This is a genomic window from Pseudooceanicola aquaeponti (genome assembly GCF_050897975.1).
Lineage (GTDB): Bacteria > Pseudomonadota > Alphaproteobacteria > Rhodobacterales > Rhodobacteraceae > Pseudooceanicola.
Window position 1 is genome coordinate 278,439 of sequence record NZ_JBPAXY010000005.1, and the last position, 23,321, is coordinate 301,759.

Annotated in this window: 24 protein-coding genes; 15 read left to right on the top strand and 9 right to left on the bottom strand. The window is 67.8% G+C overall.

From position 1 onward, the window contains the following. The first annotated feature begins 345 nt into the window (after window positions 1–345). The 7 genes from tgt to tpiA all read left to right on the top strand — a co-directional run bounded on the left by tgt (window position 346) and on the right by tpiA (window position 5,904). Window positions 346–1,476: a tRNA guanosine(34) transglycosylase Tgt gene (gene tgt / locus ACRARE_RS13830; protein ID WP_432657032.1), complete on the top strand. Its 1,131-nt coding sequence runs from the start codon at window positions 346–348 to the stop codon at window positions 1,474–1,476. Between the two features lie 72 nt (window positions 1,477–1,548). Then, the gene (locus tag ACRARE_RS13835) at window positions 1,549–1,911 is read left to right on the top strand and encodes an SUF system Fe-S cluster assembly protein (RefSeq protein ID WP_432657033.1); all 363 of its coding nucleotides are present in this window, start codon (window positions 1,549–1,551) and stop codon (window positions 1,909–1,911) included. A 331-nt stretch (window positions 1,912–2,242) separates the two neighbouring features. Further along, on the top strand, window positions 2,243–2,884 hold the full coding sequence (locus ACRARE_RS13840) for a hypothetical protein (protein ID WP_432657034.1): 642 nt from the start codon (window positions 2,243–2,245) through the stop codon (window positions 2,882–2,884). Between the two features lie 281 nt (window positions 2,885–3,165). Further along, on the top strand, window positions 3,166–4,035 hold the full coding sequence (locus ACRARE_RS13845; RefSeq protein WP_432657035.1) for a LysR family transcriptional regulator: 870 nt from the start codon (window positions 3,166–3,168) through the stop codon (window positions 4,033–4,035). Between the two features lie 103 nt (window positions 4,036–4,138). Beyond that, a complete protein-coding gene (locus ACRARE_RS13850) occupies window positions 4,139–4,489 on the top strand; it encodes a HesB/IscA family protein (RefSeq protein ID WP_432657036.1) in 351 nt (116 codons plus the stop codon). Window positions 4,490–4,574: 85 nt separating this feature from the next. Beyond that, the gene (locus tag ACRARE_RS13855; protein ID WP_432657037.1) at window positions 4,575–4,961 is read left to right on the top strand and encodes a TfoX/Sxy family protein; all 387 of its coding nucleotides are present in this window, start codon (window positions 4,575–4,577) and stop codon (window positions 4,959–4,961) included. A gap of 193 nt (window positions 4,962–5,154) precedes the next feature. After that, window positions 5,155–5,904: a triose-phosphate isomerase gene (gene tpiA, locus ACRARE_RS13860; protein WP_432657038.1), complete on the top strand. Its 750-nt coding sequence runs from the start codon at window positions 5,155–5,157 to the stop codon at window positions 5,902–5,904. Between the two features lie 295 nt (window positions 5,905–6,199). Here tpiA and ACRARE_RS13865 read toward each other — a convergent pair whose 3' ends face one another. The 7 genes from ACRARE_RS13865 to ACRARE_RS13895 all read right to left on the bottom strand — a co-directional run bounded on the left by ACRARE_RS13865 (window position 6,200) and on the right by ACRARE_RS13895 (window position 14,648). Further along, window positions 6,200–7,594, bottom strand: a complete 1,395-nt coding sequence (locus tag ACRARE_RS13865) for a TRAP transporter large permease (protein WP_432657039.1) — start codon at window positions 7,592–7,594, stop codon at window positions 6,200–6,202. A gap of 3 nt (window positions 7,595–7,597) precedes the next feature. Next, a complete protein-coding gene (locus tag ACRARE_RS13870; RefSeq protein ID WP_432657040.1) occupies window positions 7,598–8,266 on the bottom strand; it encodes a TRAP transporter small permease in 669 nt (222 codons plus the stop codon). A gap of 157 nt (window positions 8,267–8,423) precedes the next feature. Further along, a complete protein-coding gene (locus tag ACRARE_RS13875; protein ID WP_432657041.1) occupies window positions 8,424–9,434 on the bottom strand; it encodes a DctP family TRAP transporter solute-binding subunit in 1,011 nt (336 codons plus the stop codon). Window positions 9,435–9,688: 254 nt separating this feature from the next. Continuing rightward, window positions 9,689–10,210 carry a nucleoside/nucleotide kinase family protein gene (locus ACRARE_RS13880; protein ID WP_432657042.1) on the bottom strand — a complete coding sequence of 174 codons (522 nt, stop codon included), beginning with the start codon at window positions 10,208–10,210 and terminating at the stop codon, window positions 9,689–9,691. Window positions 10,211–10,279: 69 nt separating this feature from the next. Then, window positions 10,280–11,458: an MFS transporter gene (locus tag ACRARE_RS13885; RefSeq protein ID WP_432657043.1), complete on the bottom strand. Its 1,179-nt coding sequence runs from the start codon at window positions 11,456–11,458 to the stop codon at window positions 10,280–10,282. Between the two features lie 99 nt (window positions 11,459–11,557). Next, window positions 11,558–12,787 carry a sigma-54-dependent transcriptional regulator gene (locus ACRARE_RS13890; protein WP_432657246.1) on the bottom strand — a complete coding sequence of 410 codons (1,230 nt, stop codon included), beginning with the start codon at window positions 12,785–12,787 and terminating at the stop codon, window positions 11,558–11,560. A gap of 190 nt (window positions 12,788–12,977) precedes the next feature. Further along, entirely contained in the window at window positions 12,978–14,648 is a 1,671-nt protein-coding gene (locus ACRARE_RS13895) for a sensor histidine kinase (protein WP_432657044.1), read from the bottom strand. A gap of 58 nt (window positions 14,649–14,706) precedes the next feature. On the opposite strand from ACRARE_RS13895, the gene ACRARE_RS13900 reads away from it, so the two are divergent. Next, a complete protein-coding gene (locus ACRARE_RS13900) occupies window positions 14,707–15,891 on the top strand; it encodes a cytochrome P450 (protein WP_432657045.1) in 1,185 nt (394 codons plus the stop codon). Between the two features lie 218 nt (window positions 15,892–16,109). Here the strand turns inward: ACRARE_RS13900 and ACRARE_RS13905 are convergent, their stop codons facing one another. Further along, window positions 16,110–16,571 carry an Lrp/AsnC family transcriptional regulator gene (locus tag ACRARE_RS13905; RefSeq protein ID WP_432657046.1) on the bottom strand — a complete coding sequence of 154 codons (462 nt, stop codon included), beginning with the start codon at window positions 16,569–16,571 and terminating at the stop codon, window positions 16,110–16,112. 144 nt (window positions 16,572–16,715) lie between these two features. Between ACRARE_RS13905 and ACRARE_RS13910 the strand changes: the two genes are divergently transcribed. From ACRARE_RS13910 to infC, 7 genes are all read left to right on the top strand, one after another. Further along, window positions 16,716–17,711 carry a siroheme synthase domain-containing protein gene (locus tag ACRARE_RS13910; RefSeq protein WP_432657047.1) on the top strand — a complete coding sequence of 332 codons (996 nt, stop codon included), beginning with the start codon at window positions 16,716–16,718 and terminating at the stop codon, window positions 17,709–17,711. A 1-nt stretch (window position 17,712) separates the two neighbouring features. Beyond that, a complete protein-coding gene (locus tag ACRARE_RS13915; protein WP_432657048.1) occupies window positions 17,713–18,012 on the top strand; it encodes a DUF2849 domain-containing protein in 300 nt (99 codons plus the stop codon). Window position 18,013: 1 nt separating this feature from the next. Next, window positions 18,014–19,681 (top strand): nitrite/sulfite reductase, encoded by a 1,668-nt coding sequence (locus ACRARE_RS13920; protein ID WP_432657049.1) that lies wholly within the window; start codon window positions 18,014–18,016, stop codon window positions 19,679–19,681. After that, window positions 19,671–20,435, top strand: a complete 765-nt coding sequence (locus ACRARE_RS13925) for a phosphoadenylyl-sulfate reductase (protein ID WP_432657050.1) — start codon at window positions 19,671–19,673, stop codon at window positions 20,433–20,435. Before ACRARE_RS13920 ends, ACRARE_RS13925 begins: the two co-directional genes overlap by 11 nt. After that, window positions 20,432–20,815, top strand: coding sequence for a DUF934 domain-containing protein (locus ACRARE_RS13930; RefSeq protein ID WP_432657051.1), 384 nt, complete (start codon window positions 20,432–20,434; stop codon window positions 20,813–20,815). The genes ACRARE_RS13925 and ACRARE_RS13930 overlap by 4 nt, the downstream gene beginning before the upstream one ends. A 61-nt stretch (window positions 20,816–20,876) precedes the next feature. Beyond that, window positions 20,877–21,725, top strand: coding sequence for a ferredoxin--NADP reductase (locus tag ACRARE_RS13935; protein WP_432657052.1), 849 nt, complete (start codon window positions 20,877–20,879; stop codon window positions 21,723–21,725). Window positions 21,726–21,956: 231 nt separating this feature from the next. After that, window positions 21,957–22,451: a translation initiation factor IF-3 gene (infC, locus tag ACRARE_RS13940; protein ID WP_432657053.1), complete on the top strand. Its 495-nt coding sequence runs from the start codon at window positions 21,957–21,959 to the stop codon at window positions 22,449–22,451. Window positions 22,452–22,838: 387 nt separating this feature from the next. Here infC and ACRARE_RS13945 read toward each other — a convergent pair whose 3' ends face one another. Beyond that, window positions 22,839–23,303, bottom strand: a complete 465-nt coding sequence (locus ACRARE_RS13945; RefSeq protein ID WP_432657054.1) for a (2Fe-2S)-binding protein — start codon at window positions 23,301–23,303, stop codon at window positions 22,839–22,841. Between the last annotated feature and the right edge of the window lie 18 nt (window positions 23,304–23,321).

The window sequence follows — 23,321 nt, forward strand, 5'->3', positions numbered from 1 at the left end:
TGCCCGATCTTCAACCGTTTGCCCCATATCCTGCCCGTGCGGCGAGGGCGCAGCAAGCGCGATATAAGGGGGGTGCGGTGAAAAACGGCCTAAGATCGACCCAATGCCGAGTTGTCCACAGGGCAATGCGCAAAGGGGCGGATCAAGGGGGGCTCTGCCCCCGTCGCGGCAGGCCGCGACTCCCCCGGAGTATTTTCAGCCATCGAATGGGGAAAAGCCGCCCTGCTTCCATTCGACGGCCATAAATACTCACGGCGCGCGGGTGGCCACGGGCAGGAGGCCGGGACGGGGCGCGCCGCCGCGCCCTCTGGTCAAGTCGCGCGGCGCAGGCTATTTGGCCTTGCCATGACCCAGCGATTTTCCTTTTCCCTGACCGCCACCGATGGCCGCGCCCGCACCGGCGTCATCTCGACCCCCCGGGGCGAGATCCGCACCCCTGCCTTCATGCCGGTCGGCACCGCCGCCACGGTAAAGGCGATGATGCCCGAAAGCGTGGCCGCCACCGGGGCCGACATCCTGCTGGGCAATACCTATCACCTGATGCTGCGGCCCACGGCGGAACGCATCGCGCGCCTGGGCGGGCTGCACCAGTTCATGAACTGGCAAAAGCCGATCCTGACGGACTCGGGCGGCTTTCAGGTGATGTCGCTGGCCGAGCTGCGCAAGCTGACCGAAGAGGGGGTGACATTCCGCAGCCATGTGGACGGCTCGAAGCACAAGCTGACCCCGGAACGCTCGATGGAGATCCAGAAACTGCTGGGCTCGGACATCGTCATGTGTTTCGACGAATGCCCCGCCCTGCCGGCCGATCATGACCGCATCGCCGAGAGTATGCGCCTGTCGATGAGATGGGCGCAACGGAGCCGCGATGCCTTCGGCGACCGGCCCGGCCATGCCCTCTTCGGCATCCAGCAGGGCGGCGACGTGGAAGAGCTGCGCGCCGAAAGCGCCGAGGCGCTGAAGGCAATCGAGTTCGACGGCTACGCCATCGGCGGCCTGGCCGTGGGCGAAGGCCAGGAGATCATGTTCCAGGTGCTGGACTATGCGCCGGGGATGCTGCCGGTGGACAAGCCGCGCTATCTGATGGGGGTGGGCAAGCCCGACGACATCGTGGGCGCGGTGAAACGCGGCGTCGACATGATGGACTGCGTGCTGCCCTCGCGATCCGGCCGCACCGGCCAGGCCTGGACCCGGCGCGGACAGGTCAACATCAAGAACGCCCGCCATGCCGACGACCCGCGCCCGCTGGACGCAGACTGCACCTGCCCCGCCTGCCGCAGCTATTCGCGCGCCTACCTGCACCATGTCTTCCGCTCGCATGAGATGATCTCGGGGATGCTGCTGACCTGGCACAACCTGCACTACTTCCAGGAGTTGATGCAGGGGATGCGCGAAGCCATCGCCGCGGGTACCTTCGACGCCTGGGAGGCCGCGTTCCACGCCACCCGCGCCCAGGGCGATATCGAGGCGCTGTAACGCCCCCTGCCCCCACTGGACCTCGCGCCGCGCAATCCTTATATGAGCGGTCAGGATTAGGACGGAGACATCATGACCGAGCCATCAGAGCCCCTTGAAGGCGCCCCGCTGATCGCGCCCTCCTCGACCGACCACCCGCTTTACGACAAGGTGGCCGAGGCCTGCCGCACGGTCTATGACCCGGAAATCCCGGTGAACATCTTCGACCTGGGGCTGATCTACACGATCGACATCAACGACGAGAACGAGGTCAAGGTCATCATGACCCTGACCGCACCGGGCTGCCCGGTGGCCGGCGACATGCCCGGCTGGGTCGCCGATGCGGTCGAGCCGCTGGACGGGGTCAAGCAGGTCGATGTGGATCTCACCTGGGAACCGCCCTGGGGCATGGACATGATGAGCGATGAGGCCCGGCTGGAACTGGGTTTCATGTAAGACCTGAATTATTTGCAGGAATGGGCCCCGGGAAACCGGGGCCTTTTCTTTGCCCGGCGCCCCCTGGCGTCTGGCCCGGGCGGTGCCAAGGGGCGCCCTGCCCGGCGGCATCTGACGCAGTTTGACGTCCCGCAGGCCCGGTTTCCCCCGAAAAATGCCCCATCTGACGCCCATCCATTGCGGCACCCTACCTGGCAAACGCCAAATGTAGCGGACGGGCCACAGATCCTGAGAGGAAGCTTTCGGGCTTCCCAGATCCTGCGAAAGGGGTTAACCTTTCCCCAAAAAATCAAACAGGCAACCAAGATAAAAAAGGGCAAGGTAGAGCAGTATGTCACAGAAAATTACCGTCCTCTCCGGCGCGATCCAGGCCGGGGCGAAGATGGACGAGTCCGCCCTGGCGGAGTGCTATGAGGGTCTGGGCCAGGCGGCCCGGATGATCCGCGGCTGGCAGGACATGCCGGTATGTTTCACCCGCATCGGCCAGACCGGCTGGCAGATGGTGCTGAGCCCGTCGCGCCCGGCGCTGCGCGAGGCGCTGGCGCTGCGCGCGGGCATCCGCCAGAAGGGCCGCCAGTTTGACACTTCCATCGCCATGGTCACCGGCCCCGGCGAGATCCCGGCCAGCCGCGACCTGAGCCAGGCCGAGGGGCTGGCCTTCCTGACCTCGCTGGGCATCCTGGACGGGCTGCGCGGCGCGCGTTTCGGCCATGGCGACGGCTCGGAACTGGCCGCCGTGGCGCGGCTGCTCGACCATGTCTCGGCCCGCTGGACCGCGGCCCAGGCCAAGGCGGTGCTGCCGATGCTGGCCCAGGACGCGCCGACCCATTCCACCGTGGCCGAAAGCCTTGGCATCACCCGCCAGGCGGTGCGTCAGGCCCTGATGGGCGCGGGCTATCCCGCCCTGTCCGAGGCCCTGGCCGAGGTCGAGGGGATCCCGCTGGCGCCGCAGCGCATCGGCGCCGTGGCCTGAACCGAGGGCCCGGGCAGAGATTCAAAGGGGCGGCGCGCAGGCGTCGCCCTTTTTGCTGCGTGGCCCTGGCTGTGGCGCAACCAGAGCCGGAACCATCGCCCCAGGGCCCGCAGGCGGTTGCGCGGACTGGCAGCCCCCAGGGCCCAGATTTCCTCTTCAGTGAAAGCGCGCCCGGGGCGGGGTGGCAGGATCGGGAGCATGGCCTTTCCTTTCCGTTTTCGTAAAAGTACCCTGACCCCACACGCACTTCTGCGCCCAAGACGGCAAAGGGCTTTTCACCTATGAAAGACCTGAACTGGGACGACTTGCATATCTTCTTTCACGTGGCCGAGGCCGGAGGCCTCAGCGCGGCCGCCCGCCGCTCTGGCCTTAGCGCGCCGACCATCGGGCGGCGGATGCTGGCGCTGGAGGAGCAGGCGGGCCAGAGCCTGTTTCGCCGCGGCCCCACGGGCTATACCCTGACCCCGGCGGGCCAGGCGCTGCTGACCCGGGTGCGCGCCATGCAGGCGGCGGCCCAGCCGGTGCAGGCGCTCTTCGCTGATCCCAGGGAACGGCCGGTGCTGCGCCTCTCGGCAGGCACCGCCACGGCGCATTTCCTGGCCGACCGCCTGGCCGAGATCTGCCCGCCCGGCGACGGCATCCGGCTGCATTTCATCACCACCGAGGCGACGCTGGACATCGGCCACCGCGAGATCGACGCAGGCATCCGCAACCGCGCGCCCGAGGCCGGCAACCTCGCCTCGCGCCCCCTGGGCCAGCTGCGCTTTGCCCCCTACCGCAGCCATTCCCTGCCCAGTGCCGAGGGGCTGGGCTGGGTCGCCATGGATCCCGACAGCGCCCGCCACCCGGCCGCCCGCTGGCTGCACGCCCAGGATCTGCCCGTCGCCGTGCTGGCCAATTCCGTGGCCACGGTGCACGAGCTGGTGCGCGCGGGCGCGGGCATCGGCGTCATGCCCTGCATGGCGGGCGACCGCGACCCGGCCCTGACCCGCGCAGGCCCCTTGATCGAGGCGCTGGACGAGACCCAGCACCTGGTCTTTCACGCCGACGACCGCCACCGCCCGCCCCTGCGGCGGCTGATCTCGCGGCTGAGCGCGCTTTATCGCGACAATGCCGACCTGCTGGCGGGCCGCCGCCCCCTGCGCGGCTGAGGCGCGGCCCGCCCCCCAAGGCGCGCCCTTGGAATTCCCCGCCCGGCCCCTTATCTTGGGCCCGACGCGCCCTGCCCCCCTCGCGGCGCACAAGGAGGCATCCATGTTCAGCATTCCCGGCAAACAGGCGGTCACGATGACACCGCGTGCGGCCCAGCAGATCGTCAAGCTGATGCAGAAAGAGGGCCACCAGGGCCTGCGCATCGGCGTCAAGAAGGGCGGCTGCGCGGGCATGGAATACACCATGGACTACGTCGACAGCGTCGATCCGATGGACGAGGTCGTGGAACAGGACGGCGCCCGGGTGATGATCGCGCCGATGGCGCAGATGTTCCTGTTTGGAACCGAGATCGACTATGAGGTCTCGTTGCTGGAATCCGGGTTCAAGTTCAACAACCCCAATGTGACCGAGGCCTGCGGCTGCGGCGAGTCGATCAAGTTCGCGGGCATGTAAGGTTAGGGCCCTGCCCCGCCTGACGCGGCGCCCCTTGCGCGCCGCGCCGGTTCGGCCCAGTCTGCCCCCATCTGCGGAGGGCAATATGGCCGTCGATCCCGATTTCCTGGACCATGTGCGCGACCTTTTAGCAGGCCTTGGGCCGTTGCGCCTGGGCCGGATGTTCTCCGGCGCGGCGCTCTACGTCGAAGAGGATGTGATGATCGCCATGATCTCGCCCTCGGGCACCCTCTACATGAAATCCGACGCCACGACCGAAGCGGCCTTTCGCGCCGCCGGGTCCGAACCATTCGTCTACACCCGCAAGGACGGCAGGCGGCAGGTGACCAGCCTGATGTCCCTGCCCGAGCCCGCCCTGGACGACCCCGAAGAGGCGCTGCACTGGGCAGAGCTGTCCCTGGGCCCGGCGCGGGCGGCAACGCGCGCGAAACGCGCGGCCAAGGCGCGCAAGGCCGCCCGTCGCGCAGGCTAAGCCCCTGCCCGGATCGGCGCCCCCGGACCGCCCGGGGTGGAATGCCCGGCTGTGAGCGCTACCGTCCCCTTGACCTTGCCCGCCCAAGGGCAAAAATGCGGGCAAGGATACCGGGGCGTCATGTCCCGGACCCGCGCGCCCGGGGCTAACCCCCGGCAGAGACGCGGAAATCGCCCGCAAGAAGGGACAGGGAATGCGCAGAAAACTCGCCGCCGGAAACTGGAAAATGAACGGGCTTCGCGCCTCGCTCAAGGAGCTGGAAAAGCTGAAGGACGCGCATCCCGACCCGGGCTGCGACATCCTGATCTGTCCGCCCGCCACCCTGCTGGCCCCGGCCGTGGATATGTGCTGGTCCAGCCCGATCTTCGTCGGCGGCCAGACCTGCCACCACAAGATGGCCGGGCCCCACACCGGCGACATCTCGGCCGAGATGCTGAAGGACGTGGGCGCCACGGCGGTGATCCTGGGCCATTCCGAACGCCGCTTCGATCACAACGAGGCCTCGGAAGACGTGCGCCTGCTGGCCCAGTCGGCGCAAGAGGTGGGGCTGACCACGATCATCTGCGTCGGCGAAAGCGCCTTTCAGCGTGAGGCGACCAACACGCTGGACATCATCGGCGCCCAGCTGTCGCTGTCGATCCCCGACAGTTCCAACGGCGAGAACCTGGTGGTCGCCTACGAGCCGGTCTGGGCCATCGGCACCGGCCAGGTACCCACGGCGGAACAGATCGGCGAGGTGCACGACTTCATGCGCGACCGGCTGGAGACGCGGTTCGGCTATGGCGTGGGGAAATCGGTGCGGCTGCTCTACGGCGGCTCGGTGAAGGCCTCGAACGCCGCTGAGATCTTCTCGATCTCGAATGTCGACGGCGCGCTGGTCGGCGGCGCCTCGCTGAAGGCCGACGATTTCGCCCCGATCATCGCCGCGCTGGAAAAGGCCTGACGCCCCACAGGGGGGCCTTGCCCCCCGCCGCGCGACACGCGCGCCTCCCCCCGGAGTATTTCCGGCTGTCGGAGGAGCATAGGTCGTGCCTGTCCGGGTGGCGGACGTTTGAAAGAGGCGCGTGGCACGTCCCCCATTGCGAATGCCGGTCACCTACCAGGCGCCATCCCGCCTCTTTCACCGGGACGAAAATACTCCCGCCGGAGGCATCGGCCGTCAGGCCGCCCCCCTTTCATGCGAAAACGGCGCCCCCGAAGGAACGCCGTCTTCACACAACAAACCACCGTTCAGAAACTCAATTCGTCACGATCTCCGGCCCCATCACCGCGTTTGGCAGCGCCGTAGACAGGAAGGGCACATAGGTCACCAGGATCAGGAAGACAAAGAGCACCGCCAGGAAGGGCGCAGCGGCCTTGACCACGCGCATCATCGGCATTCCGGCCACGCCCGAGGTGACGAAGAGGTTCAGGCCGACGGGCGGGGTGATCATGCCGATCTCCATGTTGACCACCATGATGATGCCGAGGTGGATCGGGTCCACGCCAAGCTCGATGGCGATCGGGAAGACCAGGGGCGCCACGATGACCAGCAGGCCCGAGGGTTCCATGAACTGGCCGCCGATCAGCAGGATGACGTTGACCACGATCAGGAACATGATCTTGCCGAAACCGGCCGACAGCATCGCCTCGGCCACCATCTGCGGGATCTGCTCATCCGTCAGCACATGCTTCAGGATCAGCGCGTTGGCGATCACGAACATCAGCGTGATGGTCAGCTTGCCCGCCTCGAACAGGGTCTTCTGGGTGTCGCGGTGGAACCAGGCGGTGACCAGGGCCAGGGGTTTTTGCAGCAGGGACTTGTTGCGCCCCTCACCCTCGGTCGCCAGCGGGCCCATGTCGCGGTAGATGAAGTTGGCCGCGATGAAGGCATAGACAGAGGCCACTGCGGCGGCTTCGGTCGGGGTGAAGATCGCGCCGGTGACGCCCGGGATGCCGTAGATGCCCACCATGATGATGACGATCAGCATCAGGCCCCAGAAGGCCTCGCGGAAGGACGACAGCACCTCGCCCATGCCCGCGAACTCGCCCTTGGGCATGTTCTTGATCCGCGCCATGACCCAGATCGCGATCATCAGCATCAGCCCCGCCAGGATCCCCGGGATCACGCCGCCCAGGAACATCCGGCCGACCGAGACATCGGTGGCGGTGGCATAGACCACCATGACGATGGAGGGCGGGATCAGGATGCCCAGGGTGCCCGCGTTACAGATCACACCGGCGGCGAAATCCTTGGAATAGCCCGCCTTGGTCATCGCCCCGATGACGATCGACCCGATGGCCACCACCGTGGCGGGCGAGCTGCCCGAGAGGGCGGCGAAGATCATGCAGGCGAAGACCCCCGCGATGGCCAGCCCCCCCTGAAGGTGGCCGACACAGGCGATGGAGAAGCGGATGATCCGTTTCGCCACCCCCCCCGTCGACATGAAGGACGAGGCCAGGATGAAGAAGGGGATCGCCAGCAGGGTGAAATGGCCGACGAAGGCGCCCATCAGGGTCTGGGCAATCGAGGCCAGCGAGGTGTCACTGTAAAACAGCAGGAACAGCACCGAGGACATGCCCAGCGAGACCGCGATCGGCACACCGATCAGCATGAAGCCCACGACGAGGCCGAAAAGGATGGCAACGGACATGGATCAGAACTCCCCGCGCTGTTCGCGGACTTCCGCGATGTCGTCCTCGACCTCGTGGCTGGCCACGATGCGGTCGAACTTGCCCTTCCAGATGCCGACGGCGACCTGAAGGAAGCGGAACAGAAGAAGGGCCATCGAGACCGGCAGCACCGCATAGGGAATGAAGCGCGGCAGCTTCTCGTAGGCCTCGCCCTCGTTCATCGCCCCTTCGAGGAAGCGCAGGAAATCGGGCATGGGAATGTCGTTGACCTCGTACCAGGATTTCGGGCGGAACTTCTCTTCGAAGCCCAGGGGGAACCAGCGGCCCTCGGTCTGCGGCAGGTTGGCGAAGTTGGCCCAGTAATCCCAGGCGCCCTTCAGCAGCAGGAAGGCGAAGACGATGCTGATCGTCACGGCGAGGATCGCCAGAACCCGGCGCACCGGGGCCGAGACGATGTCGACCACCGCGTCGACGCCCAGGTGGGCGTTCTTCTTCACCGCGTAGGAGGCGCCCAGCAGGACCAGCCAGCCGAACAGGAACACCGTGGCTTCCAGCGCCCAGAGGATGTTCGCATTGAACACATAGCGCGCCACCACATTGGCGAAGGTGATCAGCGTCATGGCGCCGAGGATGACCGCGATCAGCGTCTCCTCGATGCGGTCGATGACACTTTCCCCAGGATTGGGATGCATGGCCTGTCCCTCTCTGTTGTTGTTGGTCTTGACGGTGTGATTGCGACAGCGCGGGCCCAAGGCCCGCAGGACCTGCACAGGGCGCCGCGCCCCCGGGCGGGTGCAGGAAGGGCGCGACCCTCTGGCCGCGCCCTTCCCCGACGGTCCTTGCGGACGATCAGTACTGGGCGTTGATTTCCTGCGCCGCGTCGATGTTGTCCTGGCCGACGTCATTGGTGAACTGGGCCCAGACCGGCTTCATCGCTTCGACCCAGGCCGCGCGCTGCTCGGGGGTCAGTTCGCGGATGGTGCCACCGGCGTCCAGCACACCCTGGCGGGCGGCGGCGTCGACCTCGGCAATCGCCGCGTTCCGCTCGACGGTGACCTCATGCAGGATGGTCAGGAACTGCTCGCGCACGCCCTCGTCCAGGCTGTCCAGCCAGTCGACCGAGGCCACGACCATGTAGTCCAGCACGCCGTGGTTGGTCTCGGTGATGCCGTCCTGCACCTCGTAGTACTTCTGGCCCAGGGTGTTCGACCAGGTGTTTTCCTGACCGTCGACAACGCCCTGTTGCAGCGCGCCGTAGACCTCGGAGAAGGCCATCTTCTGGGGCGAGGCACCGATGGCTTCCATCTGGGCGACCAGCACGTCAGAGGGCTGCACGCGGAACTTCAGGCCCTCGGCATCGGTGGGCAGGACCAGCGGACGGTTGGCCGAGAACTGCTTCAGGCCGTTGTGCCAGAAGGCCAGGCCCGCCAGGCCGCGACGTTCCATCGAGGACATCATGTCCTGACCGTTTTCCGAGTTCTGGAAGGCGTCCACCGCATCCATGTTCTTGAACATGAAGGGCAGGTCGAAGATGCGGAAGACCTTGGTGAAGGTCTCGAATTTCGACAGCGAGGGGGCGCCCAGCTGCACGTCGCCCTGCAACATGGCTTCCAGCAGCTTGTCGTCATCGTAAAGGGTCGAGTTCGGGTAGACCTCCATGCAGGCCACGCCGTCCATCTCGGCGTTGACGCGCGATTTCAGCAGTTCGGCGGCGATCCCCTTGGGGTGCTTGTCGGTATTGGTGACATGGCTGAACTTGATCACCATCTCGCCATCGTCACAGGCGCCGGTATTGGCGGCGGCGGCGGATGCGGTGACGGCCAGGCCCAGGGCCACGGCGGTGCTGGTCAGGAATTTCATCTGGGTCTCCTCCCCGGAGTGAAAGGTCTGTCAGTGGGGCGCTGCGCCCCGGTGCAGAGAAAATCGACAAGCGGACGGGGGCGCTCAAGGAAAACTCGCTGCGTGTGCCTACCTTCGGATTTTCGGATGCACGTCAGAGGGTTAGGAGAAACCCATGCGCCAGGCGCATGGCCGCCATGCGGGAGATGTGCGAAATCCCGCACAGGGAATCCGGGGATTTGTGCGGAAACCCGCACAGACGGCGCCCGGCGGAATCACGCCCCTGTGAGGTCCCCTGCCGAGGCGCACGGGGTTCGGGCGATCAGCCGTATGGCCCAGCTCAACCGCGCGGCACAGGCGGCCTCGTCGCCACTGTCGCTGCGCAGGCAGAGGGTGGCAAAGGGGCGGCGCCCATAGCCCTGGGCGGCCATCTCAGCGCTGCGGGTACGCTCGGCGACGCTCAGCACCCGGGCGCGGGCGGCGATATGGGCGGGCGCGGCGCTTAGCCCCAGGCAATGGACCGCGTGGCCCGCGTCGCCCAGGCGGCGGCGATACCAGATCCAGTTGGTGCAGCGCAGCGGGTAGGCGATGACCACGCCGGGCGCCTCGCGCAGCGCCGCCTCGGCGGCCCCGGCGATGGCTTGGGCGGTGACCCGGCCCGCGCGCAGCCAGCCCTGCCCCGGGGGGCGGTGGTCATCACCGTCGATGAAGGCAAGGCCCAGCTCGGCCGCGGCGCGGCGGCCCAGGGTGGTCTTGCCCACTCCGATGGGTCCGTCGATCAGGATCACAAGGCCCATGGCACCCTCCGCGCGCGCCCCGAGGCGCCCACGCGCCCGTCGCGCGGCCCTGCCCGGGTCCGGCCCGACTTAGCCGCGCCGGGTGACAGGGGCGTGACGCGCCCCCGGCACCCGCAGCACCGGGGCCAGCGCCGCCGAGACCAGCAGGCCCAGGCCGACCAGCACGAAGGCCAGGCGCAGCGAGGCCAGGTCGGCCACCGCCCCCAGCAGGGGCGGGCCAAGCAGCATCGCGCCGTAGCCCAGCGTGGCGACCGAGGCGATGCCCTGCCCGGGCGAGATCTCGGGGTCGGTGGCGGCGCGGCTGAAGACCAGCGGGATGATCGGCGCCAGCCCCAGCCCGATGGCGGCAAAGCCCGCCAGGGCGATCCCCGGCAGCGGCGCCCAGACCACCAGCGCCATTCCCGCAGCCCCCAAAAGGGCCCCCGCCCGCGCCACCGCCACATTGCCGAAGGCGCGGATCACCTGCCCCGCCATGAGCCGCCCGGCAACCATGGTGACCGAGAAGGCGGCATAGCCCAGGGTGGCGCGCCCCTCGCTCAGCCCGGCGCGGTCGATCAGGTAGAGCGCGCTCCAATCCGTCACGGCGCCCTCGCCCAGCCCGGCGGTCAGCGCCACCAGCCCGACCAGCAGCATGACCCCGCGCGGCACGGCAAAGACCGGCGCATCGGCGGCGCGCTCGCGCAGGTCCGACTGCCAGGGGATCAGGGTCAGCGGCAACAGCAGAGCCGCGCCCAGCACCGGCACCACGGTAAAATGCAGCCCCGGCCCGATCCCCGACTCGGCGGCGGCATAGCCCGACAGGGCGCCCGCCCCCGCGCCCAGGCTCCACATGCCGTGAAAGGCGGTCATGGCGGGGCGCTCGATCTGGCGCTCGACCTCCGAGGCCCAGGCGTTCATCGTCACATCGGTGGTGCCATGCAGCGCCCCCATGCAGAAAACCGCGATGCAGAGCAGCGCCAGAGAGGGCGCAAGGCCTGCCGCCGCGACCGAGACCAGCAGCCCCAGCATCGAGATCCGCATCACCGGCAGGGCGCCCCGCCGGTCGGTCAGCCGCCCGGCGGCGGGAAAGGCCAGGATCGCCCCCACCCCCAGGACCAGCAGCAACAGCCCCACCCCCGCCTCGTCCAGATCGAAGCGCGCGGCGATGGCGGGGATGCGCCCCGCCCAGGTGCCCATGACCATCCCGTTCAGAAGAAAGATCGCCGCCGCGCCCCGCCATGGAGTCCGGATCGTCACCCTGCCTGCCATCTGCCGCCCTCACCTGTCCGCGACACGACCTGCCGCCCGGGCCCGCTGTCGGTCAGCGGGCGGCGGATCGCAAGGGGCACGGGCCGCAATTCCGGGATCTCAGCGGAAATCCTCGGGCTTCAGCCCATGTTTTGCCAGCTTGTCGTAGAAGGTCTTGCGCGGCAGCTTCAGCCCTTCGGCGGCGGCGCTGGCGCGGCCCTCGTGGCGGCGCAGGGCGGCCACCAGCAGGCTTTTCTCGATCTGCGCCATCTGTTCGGCCAACCCCAGATCGTTCTGTTCTTCCGCCTCGCCCTCGCCGCCCGACAGGACAAAGCGCATGGCGGCGCTCATCAGGGCCCGGGCATTGCCCGGCCAGTCCCGCGCCATCAGCCAGGCCACATGGTCGGGCGTCACCTCGGGGGCGGCCAGACCGGCCTGTTCGGCGGCCTGGGCGACATATTGGCGGAACATCACCGGGATATCCTCGGGGCGTTCGGACAGGGCCGGGATATGCACCCGCATCACGTCGAGCCGGTAGAAGAGGTCGGGGCTGAACCGCCCCGCCTCCACCGCCTCTTCGGGCAGGGCCGCGCTGCCCGCGATCAGCCGCGCGCCGGGCTGCCGCTCCAGCATCTCGGACAGGGCGAACTGGGTGTCGCCCGGCAGCTGGGTGATCTCGTCGAGGTAAAGAGAGCCGCCAAGCGCCTCCTGAAAGGCGCCTTCCAGCGCGGCCACCGCCAGCCCCGCCGAGGCGCGTTTGACGAAGGGCCGCTGTGCCTGGCGCGAGCTGAGGTGGATCACCTCGGCCACCTTGGAAATGCCCGCCCCCGGCGCCCCGGTCACCAGCACCTCGGCCCCGGTGCCCGCCACCTGGCGCACCCGGCGGCGCAGGGCCTGGCTTTGCTCGGAGCGGCCAAAGATCATCCGCGCCGCCGGGTCGCCGCTTTCCAGCTGCGCCTTCAGGCGGCGGTTTTCCAGCACCAGCGCGCGGGTCTTCAGCGCCCGTTCCAGGACCGGCAGCAGATCGGCGCTGGCACAGGGTTTTTCCAGAAAGCCGAAGGCGCCACGCTTCATCGCATCCACCGCCATGGGGATGTCGCCCTCGCCGGTCAGCAGGATTACCGGCAGCTCGGGATCGGTCTTCAGCGTGTGATCCAGCAGGAAGAAGCCGTCACGCCCGGGCATCCGGATATCCGACAGGACCACGCCCTCTAACCCGGCGCCGATATGATCCTTGGCCTCGATGAAACTGCCCGCCACCAGCGGCTCCAGATCCGCCAGCTCCAGCGTCTGCGCCAGCGCCTCGCGCACGGCGGCGTCGTCATCGACCAGAAGAACCCGGCTTACCATGCCCGTCTCACCCATCATCACCCCGATCCTCCCCGCGAAAACCTAGCGCCCAGGCGTGGCAAAGACCATGCCCCGCAGGCCCCGGTCCCTCCGCCCCCAAAAGGCGCCCCGCCCCACCCATTCTGTGGCTGAAAATACTCCAGGGGGAGGCGCGCCCGCGCGCCGGGGGACAGCGTCCCCCTTCCCGGCCTCACCCCGCCTCCCCGATGCCCTCCAGCTCGACGGTGAACTCGGCGCCCCCCTCGGCACGGTTGCGCCCCCGGATCGCGCCGCCGAAGCTTTGCACCAGCCCGTAAGAGATCGACAGGCCCAGCCCCATCCCCTCCGAGGCGCCCACCTCCTTGGTGGAATAGAAGGGGTCGAAAATCTTCTCGGGGCTGGCAATGCCGGGGCCGGTATCGGCCACCCGGATGCGCGGGCTGCGGCCCCCTTCAAGGGTGACGGTCAACTCGCGCCGCTCGCTGGCGGCCATGGCATCCACCGCATTGGTGATCAGATTGACCAGCACCTGGGCCAGCCGTACCTCGCCGCCGCGCGCGGGCACCGGGCCGGGCGGGCGGCTGACCTGAAGGGTCACCCCCTCCTTGGCGATGCGCGCCTCGGTCATCTCCAGGGCGGTGTCCAGCACCGCGCCCAGTTCGATCCGGCGGGCGGGCTCGGCCTCTTGCCGGGCAAAGGCGCGCAGGTTGCGGATGATGCGGCCCATGCGCCCGGCCAGATCGGCGATCCGCACCAGGTTCTGCGCCGCCCGTTCGGGCTTGCCCTTTTCCAGGAACAGCGCGCCGTTCTCGGCGAATTGCCGGATCGCCATCAGCGGCTGGTTCAGCTCATGGCTCAACCCCGCCGACATCTGCCCCAGGGCCGACAGCTTGCCCGCCTGCACCAGCTCGTCCTGGGCCCGCTTCAGCTCGGCGGTGCGCGCCTCGACCCGGTGTTCCAGCAGCTGGTTGGCCTGGGCCAGCGCCCGGCGCCGGGCGGTCAGGATGGCCAGGGTGCCCCCGGCAACCAGTAGCAGCAGCCCCGCCACCGCCGCCTGCAACAGCGCCAGGCGGCGGACCGGCGCGGCATCCACCAGCGCCTCGGCGCGCAGCCCCACCTGGGGCAGGTCGCGCACCAGATGCAGGGCGCGGCGCGGCAGGTAGGGCCCCCAGTCGATGCGCCAAAGATCCAGCCCCGCCACCTCGCGCCGGGTCATGGCGGGCGCCCCGCCGACCGGGATCAGCCCGCCCCCCGCCCGCCGCTGCCAACCCAGAAGCTCCGACCGGTTCGAGATGAAGACCGCCCCGCCCGCATCGGTGAAATAGACGGCAGGCCGGTCACCCCGCCATTCCCGTTCCAGCAGTTCCACATCGACCAGCACCAGCAGGATCCCCGCCACCGCGCCCCCCGGGGCAAAGCGCGGCGCGGCAAAGACATAGACGCGGATCCCATCCGCCGTGGTGCCGTGCCCGGTGCCCAGGGCACCATCGGCGGCCCGGGCCAGCGCCCGGGTGACATAGTCGGGAAAGGGCCCCTCGGGCAGCGGGCGGGCGGCGGCCTGCACCCGCCCCCCGGGCGTCAGCACCGCCATGTTCAACACGCCGGTCCGGTCGACAGCCCACAAAAGCAGCTCTTCCGCCTCGGCCCGTCCACTGGCGCCAAAGCGCACGGCAGCGACCGAGGGGTGGGCGTTCATCAGCACCGCCAGATCCTGATAGCGCTGCAACTGGCCGCTCAGCCGGTCGGCGGCCAGGCTCAGATCCGCCTCGCCGCGCTCTTCCAGGGCGCGCAGGGACTGGCGATAGGCCACCTCGAAAACCGCCAGCGACAGCACCGCCGCCACCAGCAGCAGCCAGACCAGAACCAACAGACGCCGCGACATGGCCATTCCTCCTCACGCCCCCTCTTGTCTTGGAAAGCGCATCCCGCCACAAGAGCGCATGGTCACGCTCACCCAATCGCCCACCGATCCCGCCTTCGTCCAGAACCCCTACCCCTTCTACGCCCGCGCGCGCGCCGAAGGGCCGCTGATCGACTGGGCCGACTACGGCCTGCCCTGCGCGGTCAGCTATGATCTGGTCAACACGCTGCTGCGCGACCGCCGCTTTGGCCGCCAGTGCCCGCCGGAACTGGCGCCCGAGATCCCGGCCCACCAACGCCCCTTCTACGACATCGAAGACCATTCGATGCTGGAGCTCGACGGCGACGTGCACCGGCGCCTGCGCGGCCTGGTGCTGCGCGCCTTTACCTCGCGCCGGATCAAGGCCCTGGCCCCCGAGATCGAGGAGATCGCCCATAGCCTGGTCGATGCCTTCCCGACCGAGGGACCCTTCGACCTGCTGCCTGCCTTCGCCACCCAGCTGCCGGTGATCGTCATCTGCCGCCTGCTGGGCGTGCCCGAGGACATGGCGCCGCAGCTGCTGGACTGGTCCAACCGCATGGTGGCCATGTACCAGGCGCGCCGCGACCGCGCGATCGAAGACGCCGCCGCAGCCGCCGCGACCGAATTCGCCGACTACATCCGCAGCTACGCCGAGGAACGCCGCAAGACGCCGTCTGACGACCTGATCTCGGAACTGCTGGCCGCCGAAGAGGCGGGCGAGAAACTCTCGACCGACGAGCTGATCACCACCTGCATCCTGCTCTTGAACGCGGGCCATGAGGCGACGGTGCACACCCTGGGCATCGGCACCATGCACCTGCTGCGCCACGGTGACGCCGCGCACTGGCTGGCGCCGGATCGCGTCGAGGGCACGGTGGAAGAGATCTTCCGCCACGACCCGGCGCTGCATATGTTCACCCGCTACGCCCATGAACCCTGCGAGGTGGCGGGTCGCCACTTCGCGCGCGGCGACCGGGTGGCGCTCCTGCTCGGCGCCGCCAACCGCGACCCGGCGGTCTGGCCCGACCCCGACCGCTTCGACCCGAGCCGCCCGCCCCGCACCCATGCGGCCTTCGGCGCGGGGGCGCATTTCTGCATCGGCGCGCCGCTCGCGCGGCTGGAATTGCAGGTGGCCCTGCCCGTCCTTTTCGCCCGCTGCCCCGACCTGGCGCTGGCGGATCAGCCGCAGTTCGCCGACCTCTACCATTTCCACGGGCTGGAACGGCTGATGGTCACGCGCTGAAGGCGGAAAAAGGGGGGGGCTCTGCCCCCCGCGCTGCGCGCTCCCCCCGGAGTGTATCCGGCCCAGTGAAAGAGCGGGACGGCGCCCAGAAAGGTGGCCCACTTTCGCAAGAGGCGCGTGGCAGGTCCGCCAAAATGCGGACGCTGGCCTGATCCGGCCCTGCCTCTGCTCTTTCACCGGGACAAAAATACTCCCGCCGGAGGCGTCCGACCTTTGCCCTAAAGCGGTAGCGCCGTGGTCGACTTGATCTCTTCCATGCTCAGAAGCGCGGTGACGTTGTGCACCTTCACCTCGGAGATCAGCGCCTGGTAGAAGGCGTCATAGGCGCGGGCGTTCTGCACCCGGACCTTGAGGATATAGTCGATGTCGCCCGCCAGCCGGTGCGCCTCCTGCACCTCGGGGCGATCACGCAGGGCTTTCAGGAACTTGGCCTGCCAGTCGGCCTCATGCTCGGAGGTGCGGATCAGCACGAAGAAACAGGCGTCGAAGCCCAGGGCCTCGGCATCCAGCAGGGCGACCTGGGGGCCGATGATTCCGGCCTCCTTCATCTTGCGGATCCGGTTCCATACCGGGGTCTTGGACGAGCCCACCTGACGGGCGATATCGTCCAGCGATTGTGCCGCGTCCTGCTGGAGCTGCAAAAGGATTTTCCGATCCGTCTGATCGAGGCGGACAGCCATTCGCCCTTTCCCCCTGTCTGTGGAACACGGACCACCGGCGCCCGGCGGGATGGAACCGTTTTCCTTATTTCCGCGCCCCCATGGCGCGCCCATAGGACTATTTCCTAAATTAGGGGCAAGTCAACGACAGCCGAAAGCCCCCCGATGCGCCACTTTCCGATCTTCCTCGACATGGACCGCGCCCGCGTGGTGCTTTCGGGTGGGGACGAGGCCGCCATCGCCAAGCTGCGGCTGCTGCTGAAGACCCGGGCCCGGATCACCGTCCACGCCCGGGACGCCGCGCCCGAGATCCGCGCCTGGGCCACCGAGGGCCGCATGACCCTGACCGAGGCCCCCCTGACCCCCGCCGCCCTGGCCGGTGCCGCGCTGGTCTATGCCGCCGATGAGGACGCGCTGACCGACGCCGAAACCGTCGAGATCGCCAAGGCCGCCGGTGTGCTGTGGAACGTGGTGGACGATCTGGCCGCCTCGGCCTTCATCACCCCGGCCATGGTGGACCGTGCGCCGCTGACCGTGGCCATCGGCACCGAGGGCGCGGCCCCCATGCTGGCCCGGGCGGTGAAACGCCACCTGGAAGAGCATCTGCCCGCAGGCACCGCCGATCTGGCCGCCGCCGCCCGGGATTTCCGCGCCGAGGCCGAGGCCCTGGCCCATGGCGCGCCGCGCCGCGCCTTCTGGGCCGAATGGTTCGCCACCGCGGGCCCTGCCGCGCAGGCCGCGGGCCGCGACCTGCAAGAGGCGCTGGCCGCCCTGCGGATCCGCCACCTGGGCCGCGCCGCCCCCGCGGGGCGGCTGACCCTGACCTTTACCGGCTCGGACGACCCGGACCTGCTGACCATGAAGGCGCGCCGCGCCCTGGACCGGGCCGATGTGGTCGTCCATGACGCCGCCATCGCCCCCGCCGTGCTGGAGCTGGCGCGGCGCGAGGCGCGTCTGGTCGCCCTGCCGAAACCGCTCGACGTGCCGCCCCTAGATCAGATCCTGCTGATCGAGGCCGACGGCGGCGCCGATGTCGTCTACCTGGCCGCCGCCCCCCTGCCGCGCAAGCTGATCGACAGCTGTCGCCGCGCCGGCCTTTCCATCGACCTTATTCCCGGCATCGCCGCGCAGGACGCGGCGCAACTGAAGGATACCGCCTGACATGCCCCGTCCCTTCACCCCCAAAGTCGTCACCGCCAATGCCCTGCTGGAGGGCGACGTGGTCTATCTGACCGCCGATGACCGCTGGACCCGCGACCTGGCCGAGGCCGAGCTTCTGACCGACGAGGCCCATGCCGAGCTGCGCCTGATCGAGGCGGGTGCCCGCCAGTCCGAAGTCGTCGGCCCCTATCTGACCGACATGAAAGCGGGCGAGAACGGCCCCGAACCCACCCATTTCCGCGAGGAGTTCCGCCGCACCGGACCCTCCAACTACTTCCACGGCAAGCAAGCGGAGGCCTGAGATGTATCGCTATAACGATTTCGACGACGCCTTCCTGGCCAACCGCAACGACCAGTTCCGCCAGCAGGTGGCGCGCCGCATCGACGGCTCGCTGACCGAGGACGAGTTCAAGCCGCTGCGCCTGATGAACGGCCTGTATCTGCAACTGCACGCCTACATGCTGCGGGTGGCCATCCCCTATGGCACCATGGGCAGCGCCCAGATGCGCCAGCTGGCCGTCATCGCCGACCGCTGGGACAAGGGCTATGGCCATTTCACCACCCGGCAGAACATCCAGTACAACTGGCCGAAGCTGCCCGACATCCCGGACATCCTGGATGCCCTGGCCGAGGTGCAGCTGCACGCGATCCAGACCTCGGGCAACACCATCCGCAACGTGACCGCCGACCATTTCGCCGGCGCCGCCGCCGACGAGGTGGGCGATCCGCGTCCCGTGGCCGAACTGCTGCGCCAGTGGTCCACCGACCACCCGGAATTCCAGTTCCTGCCGCGCAAGTTCAAGTTCGCCGTCACCGGGTCCGAGCATGACCGCGCGGTCATCCGCGCCCATGACATCGGCATCCAGCTGCGCGAAGTGGACGGCCAGCGCGGCTACCGCGTGTTGGTGGGCGGCGGCCTGGGCCGCACGCCCGTCATCGGCAAGGTGATCCGCGACTTCCTGCCCGAGGAAGACCTGCTGCCCTATTCCGAGGCCATCGTGTCGACCTACAACGTGCTGGGCCGCCGCGACAACAAGTACAAGGCCCGGATCAAGATCACCGTCAACGAGAACGGCCTGGACACCTTCCGCGAGCTGACCGAGGCGCGTTTCGCCGAGTTGAAGCCGCTGTTCGACGGTGTCGACCAGGAAATGCTGGCCGCGATCCGCACTCATTTCGCCGCGCCCGCCTTCCGCGCGGCGCCGACCCAGGCCTATGACCAGGCCTATGAGGCCGATCCGGTCTTCCGCTCCTGGGCGGATACCAACCTCAGCGCACACAAGGCGCCGGGCTATGCCATCGTGTCGATCTCGCTGAAGAAACACGGGCAGACCCCGGGCGATGCCACCTCGGCCCAGATGCGCCTGATCGCCGATCTGGCCGAGAAATACGGCCATGATGACATCCGCATCAGCCACGAGCAGAACGTGATCCTGCCCCATGTGCACAAGTCGGACCTGCCGGCCCTGCACGCGGCGCTGAAGACCGAGGGCCTGGCCACCGCCAACATCGGCCTGGTGTCGGACATCATCGCCTGCCCCGGCATGGACTACTGCGCCCTGGCCACGGCCCGGTCGATCCCGGTCGCCCAGGAAATCGCGACCCGCTTCGAAGAGCTGAAGCTCGAACACGAGATCGGCCCGCTGAAGATCAAGATCTCGGGCTGCATCAATGCCTGCGGCCACCACCATGTGGGCCATATCGGCATCCTGGGCCTGGATCGCGCGGGGGTCGAGAACTATCAGATCACCCTGGGCGGCGACGGCACCGAAGACGCCACCATCGGCCAGCGCGTCGGCCCCGGTTTCGCCTATGACGAGATCACCGGCGCCATCGAGACCATCCTGACCACCTATCTTGCGCTGCGCGAAAGCGACGAAGAGACCTTCCTCGACGCCTACCGCCGCACCGGGCCGGGGCCCTTCAAGGCCGCGCTCTACCCGGAGAAAGAAAAAGCCGATGCCGCCTGAAGCCGCAATGGATTTCGGCGCCGCGGACACCTCGCCTTTGCAAGCGGCGAGGATCGCGCGCCTCAATGACCGCTACCGCCATCACGGCGCGACCTCGGTGCTGGAAGCGGCCCTGAAGGATCACGACGTGGGGGACCTGGCCATGGTCTCGTCCTTCGGGGCGGAAAGCGTGGCCCTGCTGCACCTTGTGTCGGTGATCGACAATACGGTGCCGGTGCTGTTCATCGACACCCAGATGCTGTTCGCCGAAACCCTGGAATACCAGCAGGAAGTGGCCGAGCGTCTGCACCTGAAGGACGTGCGCATCATCCGCGCCACCGAGATGGACCTGGCACGCCAGGATCCCGACGACACGTTGCACCAGTTCGACACCGACGCCTGCTGCGCCCTGCGCAAGACGGTGCCGCTGGAACGGGCGCTGTCGGGCTTTGACGGCTGGATCACCGGGCGGAAACGCTTCCAGTCCTCGACCCGCGCGGCGCTGGAATTCTTCGAACCCGACGGGCCGAACCGGATCAAGGTCAACCCGCTGGCCCATTGGCACCCCGAAGACGTGCGCGCCTATATGGAAGAGAACCGCCTGCCGAAACACCCGATGGTGGCCAAGGGCTACCCGTCCATCGGCTGCGCCCCCTGCACCACGCCGGTGGCGCCGGGCGAAGACCCGCGCGCGGGCCGCTGGCGCGGCCAGGACAAGATTGAATGCGGCATCCACGTGGTGGATGGCAAGATCGTAAGAGGACCCCAGGCATGACCGTGATCGTCACCGACCAAGGCTTCGCGGCCACCGACCCCGCCGCTGCCACCCCCGAGGCCCAGGTGCTGACCCTGCCCTCGGACACCAACCCGCGCGAAGTGGACTTCGCCGGGGCCTCGCTGGTGCGGGTGGAGTTCCCCTCCTTTGCCGACGGGCGCGGCTTCACCATCGGCCGCGAGCTGCGCCAGCGCGGCTTCACCGGACACCTGCGCGCCACCGGCCATGTCATCTCCGACCAATATGCCATGGCCCGCCGCTGTGGCTTCGACGATGTCGAGATCAGCGACGAGCTGGCCGCCCGCCAGCCGCAGGAACAGTGGAAATTCCGGGCAGATTGGCAGTCCCACTGCTATCAAAGCCGCCTCCGGCACGCCTGAGTCTTTCCAACTGGTCAAAAATTAGCTAGGGGAAGGATTGTAAAAGATCCTTTGTACACAAATGAACGAGATCGCCGTGACCGATGTAGTAGCCGCACCCAAGGCGCCGACGCTGCCTGACGCCCAGACCGTGACTTTCGTCAAGCACTGGACGGACCGCCTGTTCTCCTTCCGGGTGACGCGCCCGGCCTCGCTGCGCTTCCGCTCGGGCGAATTCGTGATGATCGGCCTGATGGGCGACCCGGACGAGAAGACCGGCCGCCAGAAACCGATCCTGCGCGCCTATTCCATCGCCTCCCCCTCCTGGGACGAGGAACTGGAATTCTACTCGATCAAGGTGCCTGACGGCCCCCTGACCTCGAAGTTGCAGAACATCAAGGTCGGCGACGAGATCATCCTGCGGCCCAAGCCCGTGGGCACCCTGGTCCATGACGCCCTGCTGCCCGGCAAGCGGCTGTGGTTCTTCGCCACCGGCACCGGCTTTGCCCCCTTCGCCTCGCTGCTGCGCGAACCGCAGACCTACGAGGATTACGACGAGGTGGTGATCACCCACACCTGCCGCACCGTGGGCGAACTGACCTATGGCGCCGAGCTGATCGAAAGCCTGAAGACCGACGAACTGCTGAACGAGCTGATCGGCGAAGGCTTCTGGAAGAAGATCCGCTACTACCCCACCACCACCCGCGAAGAGAGCCCCAAGATGGGCCGCATCACCGACCTGATGCGCTCGGGCGAGGTGTTCAAGGACCTGGGCATCGACCCGATCAACCCGGAAACCGATCGTGGCATGGTCTGCGGCAACCTGGCCTTCAACATCGACATCAAGGAACTGCTCGAAGGCTACGGCCTGGAAGAGGGCGCCAATTCCGATCCCAAGCAATATGTGGTCGAAAAGGCCTTTGTGGACTGATCAAGGGCCCCGGGGCGGGCTTTCCGGCCCAAACCCCTGAAAAATTTGCTGCGGGCGGCCGGAACATGGGCCGCCCGTCTTGCGTTTCCCCACAGAGCCGGATCAATTGCCGCTTGAAAGAATCCGGTCCGGCGCTTATTTTGCCGCCTCAATCCGATCAACGATCAAAGGACGAAAACCATAGCTCGCAGACCCCATAACGCGCCGCCGACCCGTGACACCGGCCCCCGCGTGAACGACCGCATCCGCGCCCCCGAAATCCGCCTGATCGGCGCAGAGGGCGAAAACGTTGGCGTTGTCCCGCCCGCCCGGGCGCTCGCCATGGCCGAAGAGGCTGGCCTCGACCTGGTTGAGATCTCTCCCAACGCCACGCCCCCGGTCTGCAAGATCATGGACTTCGGCAAGTTCAAGTACGAACAGCAGAAGCGCGAATCCGAAGCCCGCAAGAAGCAGAAGATCATCGAGGTGAAGGAGGTGAAGTTCCGCCCCGGCACCGATGTTCACGACTACGAAGTCAAGATGAAGAACGTGGTCAAGTTCCTTGAGAAGGGCGACAAGGTGAAGGTCACCCTGCGCTTCCGCGGTCGCGAGATGGCGCACCAGAACCTCGGCCGCGAGCTTCTGGAACGCGTCGCCGAGGACGTGAAAGAGCTTGGCAAGGTCGAGAACATGCCGAAGATGGAAGGCCGCCAGATGGTCATGATGATCGGCCCGCTGGCGCGCTGATCCCGGCCCGATGAGACATCGCAACGCCCCCCGGCCCGGCCGGAGGGCGTTTTTCTTTGCCCGATCGTCCCTGCCCCGCCCTTTGGGCCATACGTAGAGGGGGCGGGGGCTCTGCCCCCCTTGCGCCTGCGGCGCAATTCCCCCCGGGATATTTCTGGCAATGAGAAGACAAGGGGCGTGGCGCAGAAAAGCCCAGGCGGCGCCCCGGCGGAAAAGTTCGCCAACAGGTGCGCCGCGCCTGATTGACCTAAATCGCAGCCGGAGGGCGGTCGGGGCTTTCAAGCGCCACCCACCTTGCTTTTCTCATTGCCCAAAATATCCCCGCCGGAGGCATCGCCCGTCAGGGCGATTTCCACGCGGGGCCTTGGCAACAAGCGCGGGCGCGGATCAGAGCTGATCCGTGGCCGCCAGCGCCGCCTTGACGATATTGTGGTAGCCGGTGCAGCGGCAGATATTGCCCTCGAGATGGTCGCGGATCTGCGCCTCGCTGGGCTTCGGCGTCGTCTCGATCAGCTTGGCCAGCGACATCACCATGCCCGGGGTGCAAAAGCCGCATTGCAGCCCGTGGTGATCCTGGAAGGCCTGTTGCAGCTTGCTGAGCGTGCCATCGGCGGCGGCCATGCCCTCGATCGTGGTCACCTCGGCGCCCTCGGCCTCGAGCGCGAACATGGTACAGCTTTTCACCTGCACCCCGTTCACATGCACCGTGCAGGCGCCGCATTGCGAGGTGTCGCAGCCCACATGGGTGCCGGTCAGCCCCAGCCCCTCGCGCAGAAGATCCACCAGAAGGGTGCGACCCTCGACCTCTGCGGTGCGGGTTTTACCGTTCACTTTCAAGCTGATGCTGGGCATATTGCGTCCTTGCTGCCT